Here is a 20,174-nt window from a genome sequence, read left to right on the forward strand (position 1 = left end):
CCCTACCCCGCCAGATCGATGCCGCTGAACTGTAAAAAACGGGCGGCGGCGTTCGACAAGGGCTGCGGCCAGATGCAATACACCTGGCGCCGCGGCCCGTCTTCAATCGGAATCGACACCAGCGCGCTTAAGCGTTGCGCGGTCGAGATCGGTACGATGCCCGCCGCCAACCCGCGCCGCACCAGATTCTCCAGCCATTCGATATGATCGATTTCAAAACTGACGTGCCGGCGGATGCCCGCCGCCTGAAAGGCGCGGTCGGTTTGGCGCCGCGCGCCGGTGCCGCTGTAGAAATCCACCAGCGGCACTTCCGCCAGCGCCTGCAGGTTCACCCGCTCGCGGTTGGCCAGCGGGTGCTGCGGCGCCACCAGCGCCACCAGCGGCTCATCGGTCAACTGCCGGTGCGACATCGGCAGCAGATCGACATCGCCGGGCCAGATGCCGACGAACGCCATATCGCACTTCTGCAGACGCACATCCTCCAGCAGGACTTCGCTCATGCCAACGTACAGGCGGATGTTCACCGCCGGATAGTGGCGATGAAACTTGTCGAGCTTTTCGGTCAGATCAATCGCGTTTATGGTTGAAATCGTGCCGATGGTCAGGGTGCCGGACACCGCATCGCCGGCGGCGGTCACCTCTTCCACCAGCGCCTGCTGCGCCGCCAACAGGCGCTGCGCCGACGGAATGAAAGCCTGGCCGGCAGGGGTCAACCGCACCCGGCGCGAAGTGCGCTCAAACAGCGTACAGCCCAGCTCTTCTTCCAGTTTGGCGATCTGGTGGCTGAGCGCGGACTGCACCGTATGGCAGCGCTGCGCCGCCCGGGTGAAACTCTGTTCTTCCGCCACCGCCAGCGCATAGCGGATCTGTTTCAGGTTCATGGCATCTATCTTGAAATGAGATAAATCAAATGAAAATTATACATTGGTTTCCGCAGACGCGTTGCCGGATACTGCGCGCTATCTTCTTCCCGTGATGAAAAAAACATGAACCAACAAAACGCCCATCCGGGCCTCAGTCCGGCGCTGACCGTGCTGATTGCCATCGCAACCGGTCTGGCGGTCGCCAGCAACTATTACGCGCAACCGCTGCTGGAAACCATCGCCACCGGTTTCAACCTGTCGGTCAACCAGGCCGGCTTTATCGTCACCGCCGCGCAGCTCGGTTACGCCACCGGCCTGCTGCTGCTGGTGCCGCTCGGCGACATGTTCGAACGCCGCGGCCTGATCGTGTTCATGACGCTGCTGGCCGCCGGGGGCATGCTGATCACCGCCACTTCAGCCACGCTGCCGATGATGATCCTCGGCACCGCGCTCACCGGGCTGTTCTCGGTGGTGGCGCAGATCCTGGTGCCGCTGGCCGCCACGCTGGCCCACCCGGAAAAGCGCGGCAAGACCGTCGGCATCATCATGAGCGGTCTGCTGCTCGGCATCCTGCTGGCGCGCACCGTCGCGGGCGCCTTGGCGTCGTTCGGCGGCTGGCGCACCATCTACTGGGTCGCCAGCGTGCTGATGATCCTGATGGCGCTGATCCTGTGGCGCGCGCTGCCGCGCTATAAGCAACACTCCGGGCTGAACTACCCGCAGCTGCTGGCCTCGATCTTCAGCCTGTTCTGCCGCACGCCGCTGCTGCGCACCCGCGCCATCCTCGGCGCCCTGTCGTTCGCCAACTTCAGCGTGCTCTGGACCTCAATGGCCTTTCTGCTCGCCGCGCCGCCGTTCAACTATTCCGAAGGGGTGATCGGACTGTTCGGTCTGGTGGGCGCCGCCGGAGCGCTGGCCGCTTCGCGCGCCGGGCATCTGGCGGACAAAGGCAAGGCCGGGTTGACCACCACCGTCGGCTTGGTATTGCTGCTGCTGTCCTGGATACCTATCGCGCTGGCTAAACAATCGCTGTGGGCGCTGATCGCCGGCATCCTGATCCTCGATCTGGCGGTGCAGGCGGTACACGTCACCAACCAGAGCGTGATGTATCGCATCATGCCGGAGGCGCGCAACCGCCTGACCGCCGGCTACATGACCAGCTACTTTATCGGCGGCGCGCTCGGTTCGTTGCTCTCCGCGTCCGCCTATCAGCATGCCGGCTGGTACGGCGTGGCCGCCGTCGGAGGGGTGTTATGCCTGCTCAACCTGCTGACCTGGTGGCTCGGCAAGCATCACGATCCGCAGGGGCCGGCGGCAATCTGATTATCGTGCAAATAGTCACTAAAGAAATTTATTAGCGGTGCAGGGTATAAACATTACTTACTCTCTGGTAATGTTCTGGGCATAAACTATTGACGACCTATCTACCCTGCGACCCACAACCATGCAAAGCCAAGCTGCAGACAGCCTTACTCCGCCCGCCGTCAGCGCCACCTTCGCCAACGGCGTCGTCGACAGTTTGCCGATCGTCATCGGGTACGTGCCGGTGGCGTTCGCTTTCGGCCTCAGCGCCGTCAAACTGGGCTTTTCCCCACTGGAAAGCATTTTCTTCTCCTGCATCATCTACGCTGGCGCCAGCCAGTTCGTGATCACCGCCCTGCTGAGCGCCGGCATGTCGCTGTGGGTCTCCGCGCTGACGGTAATGGCGATGGACGTGCGCCACCTGTTGTATGGCCCGGCGCTGCGTCACCGCATCGTCTCGCGCCTGTCGCCCGGCAAAACGGCGCTGTGGGCCTTTGGCCTGACCGATGAGGTCTTCGCCGCCGCCACCGCCAGGCTGATGCGCAATAACCGCAGCTGGAGCGAAAACTGGATGCTGGGCATCGCGCTCTGTTCCTGGCTCTCCTGGGTAGCCGGCACCGCGCTCGGCGCGCTGTTCGGCAACGGCCCGCTGGAGCAGTTCCCGGTGATCGAGGCCTCGCTCGCCTTCATGCTGCCGGCGCTGTTTCTCAGTTTCCTGCTGGCCGCTTTCCGGCGCCCGCAGAGCCTGACCATCGCCGCCGCGCTGGCCGGCGCGCTGCTCGGCGTGGTGCTGTTCTCCATTCCGGTCGCCATTTTGGCCGGCATCGGCGCCGGCTGCGCCGCCGCCCTGTTCCAACCCCCGCACGCGGAGGCCAGCCATGAACACTGATGTGTTGGTGATCGGCCTGGTGGTGGGCTGCGCCAACTACCTGTTCCGTTATCTGCCGCTGCGGCTGGCGCCGGCGCGCGCTCAGCCCGGCATCAAACGCGGCAAAGCCGCCCTGCTGCTCGACAGCATCGGCATCGCCTCCATCTGCGCCCTGCTGGTGGTCTCCAGCACGCCGGTGGTGATGCGCGAACCGGACAAGCTGCTGCCGACGTTAGCGGGGTTCGCCGCGCTGGCGCTGTGTTTCTACCGCAGTAAAAGCATCATTCTGTCGACGCTGCTCGGCGCGACGGCCTTTGGCGTCACATTAAAATTGTTAATGTTTTTCGGCCCTGGCTGACGCCGCCTCCGACCGTTTGGCTTCACACTGGCGTTTTCAGGCGTCACATCTTTACAAACACTGACAAATGACACGAATTGCTAAATTATCCGCACGGCTGAACATTTACATTATTTGTCACCGTCGTTACTATCTCGAACGAAATTAATGAGGCCCTAAATTATGGAAAGCTCGTTTGCCCCCATAGAACAAATGCTGAATTTCCGCGCCACGCGGCAGAAAGATTTCCCTTATCAGGAAATCCTGCTGACCCGTCTGTGCATGCACATGCAAGGCAAGCTGCTGGAAAATCGCAATAAGATGCTGAAAGCGCAGGGGATTAACGAAACACTGTTTATGGCGCTGATTACCCTGGATGCGCAGGAAAGCCACAGCATCCAACCTTCTGAGCTAAGCTCTGCCCTGGGCTCCTCGCGCACCAATGCGACCCGCATCGCCGACGAGCTGGAGAAGCGCGGCTGGATCGAGCGCCGGGAAAGCGACAACGATCGCCGCTGCCTGCATCTGCATCTGACGCCGCAGGGGGAAGAATTTCTCAGTCAACTGCTGCCGCCGCAGCACCAATGTCTGCATTTCCTGTGGTCCACGCTGACCGACGATGAGCAAAAACAGCTGGAACAGCTGACGCGCAAATTGCTGGCACGTCTGGATCAAATGGAAATCACAGAACAGTTACCCTAATTCACAATTTCTGTTCAGGTACCTACTTATGCGATCCCCATTTCACTGGAGATTCACCCCGCTGTTCGCCGTGTTGCTGCTGGCCGGGTGTGCTTCTACCGATAATATTGCCCCGCAATCCACGCTGATGGATCCGCAGAGCCTGCAGTTGGCTCAGCCGAAAGTCAGTTCGCTGGCCGTCAGCCCGCAGTGGTGGCGCGCCCTCAAGGATCCGCAGCTGGACGCCTTGATGACGCAAACGCTGCAAAGTTCGCCGACCCTGCGTCAGGCCGCCGCCCGCGTGCGCGAAGCGCAGAGCGTGGTAGGCGAAGCCAACGCCGCCAACGGGCCGAACCTGGATCTGAACGCCAGTACCCAGCGTCAGCGCGTGCCGCAGAACGTCAATATGGGGCTGGGGTATCCGCATAAGCCGATCTATTCAAGCTCCAACTCGCTGGGGTTGAACCTGGCGTACGAGTTCGACTGGTGGGGCAAATACCGCAACCAGGTGAACGCCGCCAAGGCGCAAGTGAACGCAGCGCGCGCCGAGCAGGAACAGGCGGCGCTGACGCTGACCAGCTCGGTGGCGTCCGCCTATTATCAGCTGCAGAGCAATCTCGCGCTCGAGAAGCTGCTGCAGCAGGAAGTGAACAACAACGAGCGCCTGACCGCGCTGCGCCAACAGCGCTATCAGGCCGGCCTGACCGGCGTCGACGTGCCGCAACAAACCCAGGCGCAGTCCGACGTCGCCAAACAGCAGATTCTGCAGCTGCAGTCGCAAATCGAACAGCTCAGACACCAGCTCGCCGCGCTGGCGGGCCAGGGGCCGAACGCCATGCAGCACCTGCGTCAGGTGCCGCTACCTGCAGACAACCTGATGGCGCCGCAGGGCGAACTGACGGCGGATCTGCTGGGCAAACGCCCGGACATCGCCGCGCAACGCCAGCTGGTGGAGTCTTACAGCCAGCGCGTCAGCGCCGCGCGTAAAGAGTTTTACCCCAGCCTGACCATTTCAGCCTTCGCTGGCCTGATGACCACCAATACCAGTGGCACCAGCCCGAATCTGTTTGAAGCGGCCAGCCAGGCCTGGAACGTGATGCCGGCGATCTCGCTGCCGATCTTCCACGCCGGGGCCCTGCGCAGCAAGCTGGGCGAGGAATCCGCGCTGTATGACGAAGCGGTGGAATCCTACAACCAAACCATCCTGAATGCGGTACAGGAAACCGCCGACGCCATCACCATCCAGCAGAGCTCTGCACAACAGCAGCTGCAGGCGGCGTCCGCGGCCCAGTCGATGCAACAGGTGTATCAGGTCGCCAACGCCCGTTACCAGGCAGGGATTATCGGGCGCGACGATCTGTTGACCAGCCAGACGCAGCTATTGCAGCAGCAACAGGCGGAGTTGAATGCCAGCAGCAATTTACTGCAGGCGAAGATAGGACTGATCCGCGCGTTGGGCGGTGGCTATCAGGCCCCGGCCGCAGCGGATTCGAAAGCATAATAATATAAGGTTTGGAGAACACCATGAGCGCAAGCGCGGAAACCCAAAACCCGCAGCAGCCGAGCGGCAAAAAGAAGCAGCGCAAATTTTGGCTGCTGTTGCTGACGGTTATTTTCATTGTTATAGGGGTGGCTTATTTAGTGTATTGGTTCCTGGTGCTGCGTCATCACCAGGAAACCGACGACGCCTACGTCTCCGGCAACCAGGTGCAGATCATGGCCCAGGTGTCCGGCAGCGTGAACAGCGTCAACTTCGACAACACCGACTACGTCAAGCAGGGCGACGTGCTGCTGACGCTCGATCCGACCGATGCCGAGCAGGCGTTTGAACGCGCCAAAACCGGCCTGGCCAACAGCGTGCGTCAGACCCACCAGCTGATCATCAACAGTAAGCAGTATCAGGCCAACATCGCCTTGCGCAAGACCGATCTGAGCAAGGCCGAGAACGATCTGAAACGTCGCGTGGTGCTGGGCAGCGTTGACGCCATCGGCCGCGAAGAGCTGCAACACGCTCGCGATGCGGTCGACAGCGCCAAAGCCGCGCTGGAAGTGGCGGTGCAGCAATACAACGCCAACCAGGCGATGGTGCTGAACACCCCGCTGGAACAGCAGCCGGCGATCCAGCAAGCCGCCGCGCAGATGCGCGACGCCTGGCTGGCGCTGCAGCGTACCAAAGTGATCAGCCCGATTACCGGCTATGTCTCGCGCCGCAGCGTGCAGGTCGGCGCGCAGATCGCCGCCGGTTCGCCGCTGATGGCGGTAGTGCCGGCCGATCACATCTGGGTTGACGCCAACTTCAAGGAAACGCAAATCGCCAATATGCGCATCGGCCAGCCGGCGACGGTGGTCAGCGACGTCTACGGCGACGACGTGGTGTATCAAGGCAAAGTGGTCGGTATCGACATGGGCACCGGCAGCGCCTTCTCGCTGCTGCCGGCCCAGAACGCCACCGGCAACTGGATCAAGGTGGTGCAACGTCTGCCGGTGCGTATTGAGCTCGACGCCAAGCAGGTGGCCGATCATCCGCTGCGCATCGGTCTTTCGACGCTGGTGACCGTCGACACCGCCAACCTGGACGGCCGCGTGCTGTCTGACGTGGTGCGCGACAAACCGCTGTATCAGAGCGACGCGCTGGCGTTGAATCTGGCGCCGGTTAACCAGCTGATCGCCGACGTGATCCATGCGAACGCCGGCTAAGCGCGCGGGAGGCCATCTTGCCACAGAAACCGCTTGAAGGCGCCCAGCTTGCCTGGATGACGGTCGCGCTCGCCATGGCGACCTTCATGCAGGTGCTGGACTCCACCATCGCCAACGTGGCGATCCCCACCATTGCCGGTAACCTCGGGTCTTCCAACTCGCAGGGCACCTGGGTGATCACCTCGTTCGGCGTGGCGAACGCCATCTCGATCCCGATCACCGGCTGGCTGGCGAAACGCATCGGCGAAGTGCGGTTGTTCCTCTGGTCCACCGCGCTGTTCGTTCTCGCCTCCTGGCTGTGCGGCATCTCCAACAGCCTCGGCATGCTGATCTTCTTCCGCGTGATCCAGGGCGTGGTGGCCGGACCGCTGATCCCGCTGTCGCAGAGCCTGTTGCTGAACAACTACCCGCCCGCCAAGCGAGCGATGGCCCTGGCGCTCTGGTCGATGACCGTGATCGTCGCGCCGATCTTCGGGCCAATTCTCGGCGGTTACATCAGCGACAACTACCACTGGGGTTGGATCTTCTTCATCAACATCCCGATCGGCGCCTTCGTTATCCTGGCGGCGATGGCGACGCTGAAGGGGCGAGAAACCAAAACCGAGATCAAGCCGATCGACACCGTCGGTCTGGTGCTGTTGATCGTCGGCATCGGTTCGCTGCAGGTGATGCTCGATCAGGGCAAGGAGCTGGACTGGTTCAACTCGACCGAGATCATCACCCTGACCGTCGTGGCGGTCGTGGCGCTGCTGTTCCTGGTGGTCTGGGAGCTGACGGACGATCATCCGGTGGTGGATTTGTCGCTGTTCAAGTCGCGCAACTTTACCATCGGCTGTCTGTGCATCAGCCTGGCGTACATGCTGTATTTTGGCGCCATCGTTCTGCTGCCGCAGCTGCTGCAAGAGGTGTACGGCTATACCGCCACTTGGGCGGGGCTGGCGTCGGCGCCGGTCGGGCTGATCCCGGTGCTGCTGTCGCCGATCATCGGTAAGTTCGGCAACCGGCTCGACATGCGCAAGCTGGTGACTTTCAGCTTCATCATGTATGCCGTGTGCTTCTACTGGCGCGCCTATACGTTTGAACCGGGCATGGACTTCGGCGCTTCGGCCTGGCCGCAGTTCGTTCAAGGTTTCGCCATCGCCTGCTTCTTCATGCCGTTGACCACCATCACGCTGTCCGGCCTGCCGCCGGAACGCATGGCGGCGGCATCGAGCCTGTCGAACTTTACGCGAACCCTGGCAGGGTCGATCGGCACCTCGATCACCACCACCCTGTGGACGCAGCGCGAATCGCAGCATCACGCGCAGCTGACGGAGTTCGTCAACCCGTACAATCCGCAGTCGCAGGAGATGTACCGGCAGCTCGAGCAGCTCGGCATGAGCAAGCAGCAGGCGTCGGCCTACATCGCCAACGAGATCACGGCACAGGGGCTGATCATCTCCGCCAACGAGATTTTCTGGCTGTCGGCCGGGGTATTCCTGGTGCTGCTGGCGCTGGTGTGGGTAGCGAAACCGCCATTCAGCTCCGGCGGCGGCGGGGGCGGTGGCGCTCACTAAGCTTCAATAAACGAAACGGGCGCCCTGAGGCGCCCGTTTTTTTATTCGACGTAATGAAAATCACGCCTGATTCTGACGCCACCAGTCCGCCAGCAGAATGCCGGTCGCCACGGAAACATTCAGGCTTTCTACCTTGCCGGTGCCGCCGATAGACACGTTCATATCGCCCTGCTGCCAAGCGCTGTCGCTGAGGCCGTCGCGCTCCTGGCCAAGCACCAGCACCATCTTGGCCGGCAGCTTGGCCTGCGCCAGCGCGGTGCCTTTGTGGCTGGAGGTGGTGACGATGGTGTAACCCGCCTTGCGGAAGGTATCCAGCACCGACAGGAAATCATCGGCGTTGATCGCCTTGATGTGCTCCGCGCCGCCTTCTGCGGTACGCACCGCCGCGCCGGATTCCAGCAACGCCGGATCCTGCAGCAGCACGCCGTTGACGCCGAAGTGGGCGCACGAACGGACGATGGCGCCCAGGTTATGCGGGTTGCCGACTTCTTCCAGCGCCAATACGCAGTCGGTCGCCGGCGCAGTTTTCAGGTAGGTCTGCGCATCCAGGCCCTGACGCTTTTTGATCAGGAAGCAGACGCCGCCGTGGTGCTCGGTGCCGGAAGCCTTGGCCAGCTCTTCCTCATCCACCACGTGGTAGGCTTTGCGGTTAGCCGCCATCCAGCGCAGCGCTTCACGGAAGCGCGGCGTGACCGACTGCACGAACCAGGCGCGCACGATCGCTTCCGGACGGCTGGCGAACAGCGCCTGACAGGCGTTCTCACCGTAAACGCGGGTTTCTTCCGCGCGCTGGCGGCGCAGCTGTTCCGGATCGATAAAGCTTTTGCCGCTGATGCCGCCGTGATCGAACGCCGGCTCTTCACTCGGCGCGCGCGACACGGTTCTCCACGGCGACTCGTTGCCGCCGCGATCTTCAGAGCGCGCCGGACGGCGAGGACGATCGCTTTCACTGCGGCGGGAATCGGCTCCGCGACGGTCATTGCCGCCGCGCGCCTTGTCTTGACCGGTGCGGCCCGAGCGCGCACCGTCAGCCGGACGGCCTTTGCCGGCCGGACGTTTATTCTTGTTGCGGTCGTCGCCGTTGTCGTCGTCGCTGCGGACGTACATCACTTTGACCTTACCGTTCTTGCCACTAAATGAATCGTTCATTGTCTTCTCCACCAACGCGCAGGGCGCGAAGATTACCTGATGTTGGTGCATGAAGCCACCAACTTGCGCTAAAAGCTCCCAACTATCACATCCATTGAACAAACCTCATTGTTCATGCGCCGGGTTTTGCCGATAATCGTCAGCATTAAAGAAACATCTCCGCAACCGCGTTGCGGGGACCCGGCTTTCTCAGTACCCGAGGTCAACATGAATACAGTTTGTGCAGCTTGCAATGCCACCAACCGTGTGCCGGAAGAACGTCTGGCGGACAACGCGAAATGCGGCCGCTGCGGCCATGAGCTCTTCGACGGTGAAGTGATCAACGCCACCGCCGCCACGCTGGACCAGTTGCTGCAGGACGATCTGCCGGTCGTGGTCGATTTTTGGGCGCCGTGGTGCGGCCCGTGCCGCAGCTTTGCGCCGATCTTTGAAGACGTGGCCGAAGAGCGCGCCGGCAAAGTGCGCTTCGTGAAAGTGAACACCGAAGCCGAGCCGGAACTGAGCGCACGTTTCCGCATCCGCAGCATCCCGACCATCATGGTGTTCCGTCAGGGCAAGATGGTCGACATGCTCAACGGCGCGATGCCGAAGGCGCCGTTTGACAACTGGCTCAACGAGTTAGTGTGATTCGGCAAGTATAGGCCGTATCCCGCCATCGCGCGCGAACGCGCCCCGATCGAGCCCGCCCCTCCCGGCGGGCTTTTTTCTGCGTTACAATAGCGGTTTTTCCCCAGGATCGTTATGACCGACAACGCCGTACTTCGCCTGCGCCAATTCCGTTTAGACCGCGCCACCCGCCCCTTTCTGGCGCGCGGTTGCCGGGTGGCGCGTTGTCAGGGGTGCCTGCTGCCGCATAAGAACTGCCTGTGCGACACCATTCGCCCGCAGCAGGCCGGCAGCCGTTTCTGCCTGATCATGTTCGGCGCAGAGCCGCTCAAGCCCAGCAACACCGGGCGCCTGATCGCCGATATCCTGCCGGACACCCAGGCGTTCCTCTGGTCGCGTACCGAGGTCGATCCCGCCCTGCTGGCGGCCATCAACGATCCGACACGGCAGCCTTACGTGGTGTTCCCCGCATCCTACGCCGACGCCGAGCGGCCGGTGTTCAGCGAACTGCCCGTCGGCGGCAAACCGCCGCTGTTCATCATGCTGGACGGCACCTGGGCGGAAGCGCGCAAAATGTTCCGTAAAAGCCCGTATCTCAATCAATTCCCGGTGTTTTCACTCAACGTCGACGCCGCATCGGCCTACCAGCTGCGCGAAGCCAGCCGCGCCGAGCAACACTGCACGGCGGAAGTGGCCGCCGCCCTGCTGCAACAGGCGGGCGATATGCCGGCCGCTGACGGATTGAATCAGCATTTCCGCTATTTCCGTCAACAGTATCTGGCGGGAAAACCGACCCGACCGGAGGCACCGGTCACAGCAATGTAGCCATAAAGCGCCTAAAATCAGGCGTAACGTTGCCAAAAGGAGCCGTGCATGAGCCAGCGAGGGTTAGAAGCGCTACTACGTCCCAAATCGATCGCCGTGCTGGGCGCTTCGCAGCAGCCGGGCCGCGCCGGCAACCTGATGATGAGCAACCTGCTGGCCGGCGGTTTCGGCGGGCCCATCTTGCCGGTGACGCCGCGCTACAAGGCGGTATGCGGCGTCATGGCCTATCCCGACGTCGCCAGCCTGCCGCTGACGCCGGATCTGGCGATCATCTGCACCCACGCCAGCCGTAATCTGGCGCTGATTGAAGCGCTGGGCCAACGCGGCTGCAAAACCGCCATCGTGCTCTCTTCGCCGCCGGAACAGTTCGCCGAGCTCAAAGCCTGCGCGCAGCGTTACGCCATGCGGCTGCTGGGCCCCAACAGTCTGGGGCTGCTGGCGCCGTGGCAAGGCATCAACGCCAGCTTCTCGCCGGTGCCGATCCAAAAGGGCAAGCTGGCGTTTATCTCGCAGTCCGCCGCCGTCGCCAACACCATTCTCGACTGGGCACAGCAGCGCGAAGTCGGCTTCTCCTATTTCATCGCGCTGGGCGACAGCCTGGATATCGACGTCGACGACCTGCTCGACTTTTTGGCGCGCGACAGCAAGACCAGCGCCATCCTGCTGTATCTGGAAAACATCAGCGATGCGCGGCGCTTTCTCTCCGCCTCGCGCAGCGCCTCGCGCAACAAGCCCATTCTGGTGATCAAAAGCGGCCGTAGCCAACAGGCGCAATTACTGCTCAACAGCCAACTGGGGCTGGACGCCGCCTATGACGCCGCCATCCAGCGCGCCGGCCTGCTGCGCGTCCAGGATACCCATGAGCTGTTCTCGGCGGTGGAAACCCTCAGCCATATGCATCCGCTGCGCGGCGAACGGCTGATGATCGTCAGCAATGGGGCGGCGCCGGCGGCGATGGCCTTGGACGAACTGCTCGGCCGCAACGGCAAGCTGGCGACGCTGAGCGAGGAGAGCCTGGCGACGCTGAGCGACGCGCTGCCGGACTTCATTCGCGCCGGCAACCCGCTCGACCTGCGCGACGACGCCACGCCGCAGCGTTATCTGGCGGCTCTCGAAGCGCTGCTCGACAGCCACGACTATGATGCGCTGCTGCTGATCCACGCGCCGAGCGCGGCTGCGCCCGGCACCGCCACGGCGCAGCGGCTGATCGACGCGCTGCATCGCCATGCGCGCGGCAAGCGCATCACCTTGCTGACCAACTGGTGCGGCGAATACTCTTCGCAAGAGGCACGCCGGCTGTTTACCGAAGCCGCCATTCCCACCTACCGCACGCCGGAAGGCGCGGTCACCGCCTTTATGCATATGGTGGAATACCGCCGCAACCAGAAGCAGCTGAAGGAGACGCCCGCGCTGCCGGTCGGCCTGACCGCCAATACCGCCGATGCCCACCGCCTGATTCATCAGGCGCTGGCCGAAGGCGCCACCCAGTTGGATACCCACGAGGTGCAATCCATTCTGCAGGCTTATGACCTGAGCACCCTGCCGACCTGGATCGCCGAAGACAGCGCCGAAGCGGTGCACATCGCCGAGCAGATCGGCTACCCGGTGGCGCTGAAGCTGCGCTCGCCGGATATCCCGCACAAATCGGAAGTTCAGGGCGTGATGCTTTACCTGCGCACCGCGACCGAAGTGCAACGCGCGGCGGAGGCGATCCTCGACCGCGTGAAGCGCACCTACCCTCAGGCACGCATCCACGGCCTGTTGGTGCAGAGCATGGCCAACCGCGCCGGCGCCCAGGAGCTGCGCATCGCCGTGGAGCAGGATGCCATTTTCGGCCCGTTGATCATGCTGGGAGAAGGCGGCGTAGAGTGGCGCCAGGAAAATCAGGTCGCGGTCGCGCTGCCGCCGTTGAATATGGCGCTGGCGCGTTATCTGGTGCTGCAGGCGGTGAAAGGCGGCAAGATCCGCGGGCGCAGCGCACTGCGGCCTTTAGATATCCCCGGGCTGAGCCGCTTGCTGGTGCAGGTTTCCAACCTGATCCTTGACTGCCCTGAGATCGCCCGGCTGGATATTCACCCGGTGCTGGCTTCCGGCAGCGAGTTCACCCTGCTGGACGTTTCGATGCAGCTCGCACCGTTCAGCGGCGATCCGCAGGCGCGGCTGGCGATTCGGCCTTATCCGCATGAGCTGGAAGAGACCATCGTGCTGAAAGACGGCAGCCAATGCCTGTTCCGCCCTATCCTGCCGGAAGACGAGCCGGCGCTGAAGCATTTCATCGACCGGGTGACCAAGGAAGATCTCTATTACCGCTACTTCAGCGAGATCAACGAGTTTACCCATGACGATTTGGCCAACATGACGCAGATCGACTACGATCGGGAAATGGCCTTTGTGGCGGTGCGGGCAGACGAGATTATCGGCGTGACCCGCGCGCTGTCCGATCCGGACAACACCGACGCCGAATTCGCCGTGCTGGTACGTTCCGACCTAAAAGGCGTGGGGCTCGGCCGCCAGCTGCTGGAGAAAATGATCGCCTATGCGCGCGCGCATGGCCTGACCCGCCTGAGCGGTATCACCATGCCGAATAACCGCGGCATGATCGCGCTGGCGCAGCGGTTGGGCTTTGGCATCGAGGTGCAGCTTGAGGACGGCATCGTCAATCTGACGCTGCCGCTGCAGGCCGACGACGCGCAGTGACCTGCGTCGCAATGCGCTACGAATCCACCACTTAACGCCAAAACATACGCACAATCGAGGCAACTAATGGTATTATCGCCCGATTATTCGGTTTATTGTTTTTAAGTCTGTGGCGTTCCGGCCATCAATCATGAGAGAAGAAGCGCACTGTGATGTTGTCAAAATTTAAACGTAGCAAACATCAACAACACCTTGCACAACTGCCCAAACTCCCCCAGACGGTTGCTGATGTTCGTACTCTGTACGCGCCGTCCGACTTTCGCGCCACGCTGCTGGATTCCATCGCCAACGCCACCCAACGTATCTATCTGGTGGCTCTGTATCTGGAGCATGACGACGCCGGGCGTGAGATCCTCAACGCGCTGTATCAAGCCAAACAGCGGCGGCCCGAGCTGGAAATCTGCGTGCTGGTCGACTGGCACCGCGCACAGCGCGGGCGCATCGGCGCCGCCGCCGCCAATACCAACGCCGACTGGTACTGCGCCATGGCCAGCCAGCATCCGGAACAATCGGTGCCGATCTACGGCGTGCCGGTCAATACTCGCGAAGCGCTGGGCGTATTGCATTTAAAAGGTTTTGTGGTCGACGATACCGTTATCTACAGCGGCGCCAGCATCAACGACGTCTATCTGCATCAGCATGAGAAATACCGTTACGATCGCTACCAGTTGATCACCAACGGCGTGCTGGCCGATACTCTGATCGATTACATCAAGCAGCATCTGCTCACCGCCGGCGCCGTACAACGCCTGGATCGCAGCGATCGGCCGAAAAGCCCGGAGATCAAAAACGAAACCCGTCTGTTCCGTTTCGCCCTACGCCGCGCCGGTTACCACTTCCGCGGCAAAGCCGGCAACGATGAGCTGGCGGTGACGCCGATGGTTGGGCTAGGCAAACAAAGCGTGCTGAATAAAACCATTCATCACCTGATGTCATGCACCGACCAGAAACTGACGCTGTGCACCCCCTATTTCAACCTGCCGGCGCTGCTGGTGCGCAACATCATTTATCTGCTGCGACAAGGCAAGCAGGTGGAAATCATCGTCGGCGATAAAACCGCCAACGATTTCTATATTCCGGAAGACCAGCCGTTCAAAATCATCGGCGCGCTGCCCTACCTGTATGAGATCAACCTGCGCCGCTTCCTGAGCCGGTTGCAGCGTTACATCGACACCGGCCAACTGATCGTGCGTTTGTGGAAGGATGGCGATAACAGCTATCACCTGAAAGGCATGTGGGTAGACGAAGAGTGGCAGCTGATTACCGGCAATAACCTCAACCCGCGCGCCTGGCGGCTGGATCTGGAAAACGCCATTCTGATCCACGATCCCAAGCAAGAGCTGCGCGAGCAACGGCAGAAAGAGCTGGAATGCATCCGTACTCATACCACTGTAGTCGGCCATTATCAGGAACTGCAAAGCATTCAGCAGTATCCGATCAAGGTGCGTAAGCTGATTCGGCGTCTGCGCCGTATCCGTATCGATCGGCTGATCAGCCGTATCCTGTAAGCGGTATGCTGACCCCGGCCAAGGCCGGGGTTTTTATTACAGCTGTATCTCCTTGCCTTTGCGATGCAACCGGAGCGAGACCAGCAGCGCCAGCAGGCACATGCCGGAGACATACCAGAAGAAAGCGTTCTCCACGCCAAACGATTTAAGCGACAGCGCGACATATTCCGCCGAGCCGCCGAACATGGCGTTCGCCACCGCATAAGACAAGCCCACCCCTAAAGCACGTACCTCCGGCGGGAACATTTCGGCTTTAAGCAGCCCGCTGATCGCGGTGTAAAAACTGATGATGAACAGCGCCAGCACGATCAGGCCAAACGCCATATAAGGATTACTCACCTCTTTCAGAGCGAACAGGATCGGCACCGTCAACACCGTGGCAAAGGCCGAGAAGATCAACATCGAGCTGCGACGGCCGATTTTGTCCGAAAACGCGCCTACCGCAGGCTGCAGCAGCATAAAGACGAACAGCGCGACGGTCATGATGGCGCTGGCCAGCTTGGCGTCCATACCGGCGGTATTCACCAGATATTTCTGCATGTAGGTGGTGAAGGTGTAGAAGGTCAGCGAACCGGCGGCGGTAAAGCCCAGCACCATCAGGAACGCCTTGCGATTTTTCCACAGGCCCGTCAGCGAACCGGCATCTTTGTGGTTACGCGTCTTCGCATCGGAGGTTTCATTCAGCGAACGGCGCAGGTACAGCGCAACTACCGCCAACACGGCCCCCAGGGCAAACGGAATGCGCCATCCCCAGGCTTTCAGCTCTTCGGCGGGCAATATCTGCTGCAGGATCACCAGGACCAGCAACGCCAACAGTTGCCCGCCGATCAGCGTCACGTACTGGAACGAGGCGTAAAAGCCGCGTCGCCCCTTGATCGCCACCTCGCTCATATAGGTCGCGCTGGTGCCGTATTCTCCCCCTACCGACAGCCCCTGGAACAGGCGGGCGATCAGCAGCAACGCCGGCGCCCAGCTGCCGATCGATTCATACGTCGGCAGGCAGGCGATCACCAGCGATCCGGCGCACATCATGCAGACTGAAAGCAGCATGGAGTTTTTTCGGCCATGCTTGTCGGCAATATAGCCGAACAGCCAACCGCCGATAGGTCGCATAAAGAAGCCGGCGGCGAAAACACCAGCGGTTTGCAGCAGCTGCGTGGTGCTGTTGCCCGCTGGAAAGAACGAGGCGGCAAAATAAATGGAACAGAAGGAGTAAACGTAAAAATCAAACCACTCCACCAGATTGCCTGATGAAGCCCCGACGATAGCGAAAATGCGTTTCTTGTTATCCAGCGCCCCCTGTTCGACGCCGTGCTCATCCCCAAGAGCCGATGTTGTTTCTGTCATGATGTATTCTCCGAGCCATAACAATGATGAAATTTGGCTTCCTGCCGCCCTGGTTGTTACTTTATTGTTATTTATAAGTTAACAGCCAAACTTAATAGCGGACGAAGAATATCTGACATTCAGAGAAACAATGCGTTGGTTTTGTGATGAATATTAAACAGTACGATGAAAGCTGAAGCGGATTACAACGGGGATTTTCCATTTTACGCACAGCAAAAATCCCTGAACGTCAGTTCAGGGCTTTCGGCTTTATTTGATGCCTGGCAGTGTCCTACACAATTCGTCTCATCCTGAGACTCTCCCCTCCGGGGCCGCCGCACGCGGCGTTAAGGCCCGTTCCCGACGGGCCTTTCGCATGCCCATGCTCGAGCAGAACGCCAGATAACAGACAAAACAAAAAGCCCCATGCTTTCGCATGAGGCTTTTTGCTTTGTTTGATGCCTGGCAGTGTCCTACTCTCGCATGGGGAGACCCCACACTACCATCGGCGCTACGGCGTTTCACTTCTGAGTTCGGCATGGGGTCAGGTGGGACCACCGCGCTATTGCCGCCAGGCAAATTCTGTTTCATTCCAACCGCTTCACTTCCATGAAGCCATCAGAACCAATCTTGGAACGTCGCTGAAAATCTCTCTAAAAACACCTTCGGTGTTGTAAGGTTAAGCCTCACGGATCATTAGTACTGGTTAGCTCAATGCATCGCTGCACTTACACACCCAGCCTATCAACGTCTTAGTCTTAAACGTTCCTTCAGGGACCTTAAAGGCCCAGGGAAGACTCATCTTGAGGCAAGTTTCGCGCTTAGATGCTTTCAGCGCTTATCTTTTCCGCACTTAGCTACCGGGCAATGCCATTGGCATGACAACCCGAACACCAGTGGTGCGTTCACTCCGGTCCTCTCGTACTAGGAGCAACCCCTCTCAATCTTCCAACGCCCACGGCAGATAGGGACCGAACTGTCTCACGACGTTCTAAACCCAGCTCGCGTACCACTTTAAATGGCGAACAGCCATACCCTTGGGACCTACTTCAGCCCCAGGATGTGATGAGCCGACATCGAGGTGCCAAACACCGCCGTCGATATGAACTCTTGGGCGGTATCAGCCTGTTATCCCCGGAGTACCTTTTATCCGTTGAGCGATGGCCCTTCCATTCAGAACCACCGGATCACTAAGACCTACTTTCGTACCTGCTCGAGCCGTCACTCTCGCAGTCAAGCTAGCTTATGCCTTTGCACTAACCTCACGATGTCCGACCGTGATTAGCTAACCTTCGTGCTCCTCCGTTACTCTTTGGGAGGAGACCGCCCCAGTCAAACTACCCACCAGACACTGTCCTCACCCCAGATTATGGGGCCGAGTTAGAACATCAAACATTAAAGGGTGGTATTTCAAGGATGGCTCCACGCAGACTGGCGTCCACGCTTCAAAGCCTCCCACCTATCCTACACATCAAGGCTCAATGTTCAGTGTCAAGCTATAGTAAAGGTTCACGGGGTCTTTCCGTCTTGCCGCGGGTACACTGCATCTTCACAGCGAGTTCAATTTCACTGAGTCTCGGGTGGAGACAGCCTGGCCATCATTACGCCATTCGTGCAGGTCGGAACTTACCCGACAAGGAATTTCGCTACCTTAGGACCGTTATAGTTACGGCCGCCGTTTACTGGGGCTTCGATCAAGAGCTTCGCCTTGCGGCTGACCCCATCAATTAACCTTCCAGCACCGGGCAGGCGTCACACCGTATACGTCCACTTTCGTGTTTGCACAGTGCTGTGTTTTTATTAAACAGTTGCAGCCAGCTGGTATCTTCGACTGGCTTCAGCTCCATCCGCGAGGGACTTCACCTACATGCCAGCGTGCCTTCTCCCGAAGTTACGGCACCATTTTGCCTAGTTCCTTCACCCGAGTTCTCTCAAGCGCCTTGGTATTCTCTACCTGACCACCTGTGTCGGTTTGGGGTACGATTTAATGTTACCTGGAGCTTAGAGGATTTTCCTGGAAGCAGGGCATCAACTACTTCTGCACCGTAGTGCATCGTCATCACGCCTCAGGGTTGATATGCAACCGGATTTACCAGGTCACACCCCCTACACGCTTAAACCGGGACAACCGTCGCCCGGCCAGCCTAGCCTTCTCCGTCCCCCCTTCGCAGTAACACCAAGTACAGGAATATTAACCTGTTTCCCATCGACTACGCTTTTCAGCCTCGCCTTAGGGGTCGACTCACCCTGCCCCGATTAACGTTGGACAGGAACCCTTGGTCTTCCGGCGAGCGGGCTTTTCACCCGCTTTATCGTTACTTATGTCAGCATTCGCACTTCTGATACCTCCAGCAACCCTCACAGGCCACCTTCAACGGCTTACAGAACGCTCCCCTACCCAACAACGCTAAGCGTCGCTGCCGCAGCTTCGGTGCATGGTTTAGCCCCGTTACATCTTCCGCGCAGGCCGACTCGACCAGTGAGCTATTACGCTTTCTTTAAATGATGGCTGCTTCTAAGCCAACATCCTGGCTGTCTATGCCTTCCCACATCGTTTCCCACTTAACCATGACTTTGGGACCTTAGCTGGCGGTCTGGGTTGTTTCCCTCTTCACGACGGACGTTAGCACCCGCCGTGTGTCTCCCGTGATAACATTCTTCGGTATTCGGAGTTTGCATCGGTTTGGTAAGCCGGGATGGCCCCCTAGCCGAAACAGTGCTCTACCCCCGAAGATGAGTTCACGAGGCGCTACCTAAATAGCTTTCGGGGAGAACCAGCTATCTCCCGGTTTGATTGGCCTTTCACCCCCAGCCACAAGTCATCCGCTAATTTTTCAACATTAGTCGGTTCGGTCCTCCAGTTAGTGTTACCCAACCTTCAACCTGCCCATGGCTAGATCACCGGGTTTCGGGTCTATACCTTGCAACTATTCGCCCAGTTAAGACTCGGTTTCCCTACGGCTCCCCTATACGGTTAACCTTGCTACAAAATATAAGTCGCTGACCCATTATACAAAAGGTACGCAGTCACACCACGAAGGTGCTCCCACTGCTTGTACGTACACGGTTTCAGGTTCTATTTCACTCCCCTCGCCGGGGTTCTTTTCGCCTTTCCCTCACGGTACTGGTTCACTATCGGTCAGTCAGGAGTATTTAGCCTTGGAGGATGGTCCCCCCATATTCAGACAGGATGTCACGTGTCCCGCCCTACTCATCGAACTCACGACCTGTGCATTTTAGTGTACGGGGCTATCACCCTTTGCTGCGCGACTTTCCAGACGCTTCCACTAACACACAAGCCGATTCAGGTTCTGGGCTCCTCCCCGTTCGCTCGCCGCTACTGGGGGAATCTCGGTTGATTTCTTTTCCTCGGGGTACTTAGATGTTTCAGTTCCCCCGGTTCGCCTCATGCCACTATGTATTCATGACATGATAGTGTGTCGAAACACACTGGGTTTCCCCATTCGGGTATCGCCGGTTGTAACGGTTCATATCACCTTACCGACGCTTTTCGCAGATTAGCACGCCCTTCATCGCCTCTGACTGCCTAGGCATCCACCGTGTACGCTTAGTCACTTAACCTCACAACCCGAAGATGTTTCCATCGTTCGCGCTGCAAACATTTGAGAGACTCTATGACAGGTTACTCTTCATCCCAATACATCTACGGAGGGATAAATTTCAGCCGTCATGTTTCAATTTTCAGCTTGTTCCAGATTGTTAAAGAGCAAAATACTTCGCAGCATACTGTCGCCAATA

14 protein-coding genes and 2 rRNA genes are annotated in these 20,174 nt (G+C 59.7%); 11 read left to right on the forward strand and 5 right to left on the reverse strand.

Annotated features, from left to right (window positions below; translation table 11 throughout):
* Positions 1-2 precede the first annotated feature (2 nt).
* Positions 3-881, reverse strand: coding sequence for a LysR family transcriptional regulator (locus tag CPH57_RS15805; RefSeq protein WP_033644161.1), 879 nt, complete (start codon positions 879-881; stop codon positions 3-5).
* 105 nt (positions 882-986) lie between these two features.
* Here CPH57_RS15805 and CPH57_RS15810 point away from each other — a divergent pair, with 105 nt between their 5' ends.
* The 7 genes from CPH57_RS15810 to emrB all read left to right on the forward strand — a co-directional run bounded on the left by CPH57_RS15810 (position 987) and on the right by emrB (position 8,304).
* Entirely contained in the window at positions 987-2,186 is a 1,200-nt protein-coding gene (locus CPH57_RS15810) for an MFS transporter (protein WP_033644162.1), read from the forward strand.
* A 121-nt stretch (positions 2,187-2,307) separates the two neighbouring features.
* Positions 2,308-3,054 carry an AzlC family ABC transporter permease gene (locus tag CPH57_RS15815; protein ID WP_033644163.1) on the forward strand — a complete coding sequence of 249 codons (747 nt, stop codon included), beginning with the start codon at positions 2,308-2,310 and terminating at the stop codon, positions 3,052-3,054.
* Entirely contained in the window at positions 3,044-3,391 is a 348-nt protein-coding gene (ygaH, locus tag CPH57_RS15820) for an L-valine transporter subunit YgaH (protein WP_033644164.1), read from the forward strand. Before CPH57_RS15815 ends, ygaH begins: the two co-directional genes overlap by 11 nt.
* 162 nt (positions 3,392-3,553) lie before the next feature.
* Entirely contained in the window at positions 3,554-4,072 is a 519-nt protein-coding gene (gene mprA / locus CPH57_RS15825; RefSeq protein WP_004928879.1) for a transcriptional repressor MprA, read from the forward strand.
* 28 nt (positions 4,073-4,100) lie between these two features.
* A complete protein-coding gene (locus CPH57_RS15830; protein WP_033644165.1) occupies positions 4,101-5,552 on the forward strand; it encodes an efflux transporter outer membrane subunit in 1,452 nt (483 codons plus the stop codon).
* 23 nt (positions 5,553-5,575) lie between these two features.
* A complete protein-coding gene (gene emrA / locus CPH57_RS15835; protein WP_016929855.1) occupies positions 5,576-6,748 on the forward strand; it encodes a multidrug efflux MFS transporter periplasmic adaptor subunit EmrA in 1,173 nt (390 codons plus the stop codon).
* Between the two features lie 17 nt (positions 6,749-6,765).
* Positions 6,766-8,304: a multidrug efflux MFS transporter permease subunit EmrB gene (gene emrB / locus CPH57_RS15840; protein WP_033644166.1), complete on the forward strand. Its 1,539-nt coding sequence runs from the start codon at positions 6,766-6,768 to the stop codon at positions 8,302-8,304.
* Positions 8,305-8,364: 60 nt separating this feature from the next.
* On the opposite strand, the gene CPH57_RS15845 is transcribed toward emrB, so the two are convergent.
* A complete protein-coding gene (locus CPH57_RS15845; RefSeq protein ID WP_033644167.1) occupies positions 8,365-9,453 on the reverse strand; it encodes a tRNA/rRNA methyltransferase in 1,089 nt (362 codons plus the stop codon).
* A gap of 207 nt (positions 9,454-9,660) precedes the next feature.
* On the opposite strand from CPH57_RS15845, the gene trxC reads away from it, so the two are divergent.
* The 4 genes from trxC (at position 9,661) to pssA (ending at position 15,089) form a co-directional block, all read left to right on the forward strand.
* Complete coding sequence (gene trxC / locus CPH57_RS15850) at positions 9,661-10,080, forward strand: thioredoxin TrxC (protein ID WP_004928868.1); 420 nt, start codon at positions 9,661-9,663, stop codon at positions 10,078-10,080.
* A gap of 114 nt (positions 10,081-10,194) precedes the next feature.
* The gene (locus CPH57_RS15855) at positions 10,195-10,884 is read left to right on the forward strand and encodes a tRNA-uridine aminocarboxypropyltransferase (protein WP_047573925.1); all 690 of its coding nucleotides are present in this window, start codon (positions 10,195-10,197) and stop codon (positions 10,882-10,884) included.
* A 48-nt stretch (positions 10,885-10,932) separates the two neighbouring features.
* Entirely contained in the window at positions 10,933-13,581 is a 2,649-nt protein-coding gene (locus tag CPH57_RS15860) for a bifunctional acetate--CoA ligase family protein/GNAT family N-acetyltransferase (RefSeq protein ID WP_096242554.1), read from the forward strand.
* Between the two features lie 152 nt (positions 13,582-13,733).
* The gene (gene pssA / locus CPH57_RS15865) at positions 13,734-15,089 is read left to right on the forward strand and encodes a CDP-diacylglycerol--serine O-phosphatidyltransferase (RefSeq protein WP_033644170.1); all 1,356 of its coding nucleotides are present in this window, start codon (positions 13,734-13,736) and stop codon (positions 15,087-15,089) included.
* Between the two features lie 36 nt (positions 15,090-15,125).
* On the opposite strand, the gene CPH57_RS15870 is transcribed toward pssA, so the two are convergent.
* From CPH57_RS15870 to CPH57_RS15880, 3 genes are all read right to left on the reverse strand, one after another.
* Positions 15,126-16,436, reverse strand: coding sequence for an MFS family transporter (locus tag CPH57_RS15870; protein WP_033644171.1), 1,311 nt, complete (start codon positions 16,434-16,436; stop codon positions 15,126-15,128).
* A gap of 439 nt (positions 16,437-16,875) precedes the next feature.
* Positions 16,876-16,991, reverse strand: a 5S ribosomal RNA gene (gene rrf / locus CPH57_RS15875).
* A 99-nt stretch (positions 16,992-17,090) separates the two neighbouring features.
* Positions 17,091-19,997 (reverse strand): 23S ribosomal RNA (locus CPH57_RS15880).
* Between the last annotated feature and the right edge of the window lie 177 nt (positions 19,998-20,174).

The organism is Serratia sp. JKS000199 (assembly GCF_900215455.1).
Lineage (GTDB): Bacteria > Pseudomonadota > Gammaproteobacteria > Enterobacterales > Enterobacteriaceae > Serratia > Serratia ureilytica.

Coding starts and splice junctions, on each gene's coding strand:
- CPH57_RS15870 (WP_033644171.1), bottom strand. CDS start 16,436: ATGACAGAAACAACATCGGCTCTTGGGGATGAGCACGGCGTCGAACAG.
- CPH57_RS15845 (WP_033644167.1), bottom strand. CDS start 9,453: ATGAACGATTCATTTAGTGGCAAGAACGGTAAGGTCAAAGTGATGTAC.
- CPH57_RS15810 (WP_033644162.1), top strand. CDS start 987: ATGAACCAACAAAACGCCCATCCGGGCCTCAGTCCGGCGCTGACCGTG.
- trxC (WP_004928868.1), top strand. CDS start 9,661: ATGAATACAGTTTGTGCAGCTTGCAATGCCACCAACCGTGTGCCGGAA.
- ygaH (WP_033644164.1), top strand. CDS start 3,044: ATGAACACTGATGTGTTGGTGATCGGCCTGGTGGTGGGCTGCGCCAAC.
- CPH57_RS15860 (WP_096242554.1), top strand. CDS start 10,933: ATGAGCCAGCGAGGGTTAGAAGCGCTACTACGTCCCAAATCGATCGCC.
- mprA (WP_004928879.1), top strand. CDS start 3,554: ATGGAAAGCTCGTTTGCCCCCATAGAACAAATGCTGAATTTCCGCGCC.
- CPH57_RS15805 (WP_033644161.1), bottom strand. CDS start 881: ATGAACCTGAAACAGATCCGCTATGCGCTGGCGGTGGCGGAAGAACAG.
- CPH57_RS15815 (WP_033644163.1), top strand. CDS start 2,308: ATGCAAAGCCAAGCTGCAGACAGCCTTACTCCGCCCGCCGTCAGCGCC.
- pssA (WP_033644170.1), top strand. CDS start 13,734: ATGTTGTCAAAATTTAAACGTAGCAAACATCAACAACACCTTGCACAA.
- emrA (WP_016929855.1), top strand. CDS start 5,576: ATGAGCGCAAGCGCGGAAACCCAAAACCCGCAGCAGCCGAGCGGCAAA.
- CPH57_RS15855 (WP_047573925.1), top strand. CDS start 10,195: ATGACCGACAACGCCGTACTTCGCCTGCGCCAATTCCGTTTAGACCGC.
- CPH57_RS15830 (WP_033644165.1), top strand. CDS start 4,101: ATGCGATCCCCATTTCACTGGAGATTCACCCCGCTGTTCGCCGTGTTG.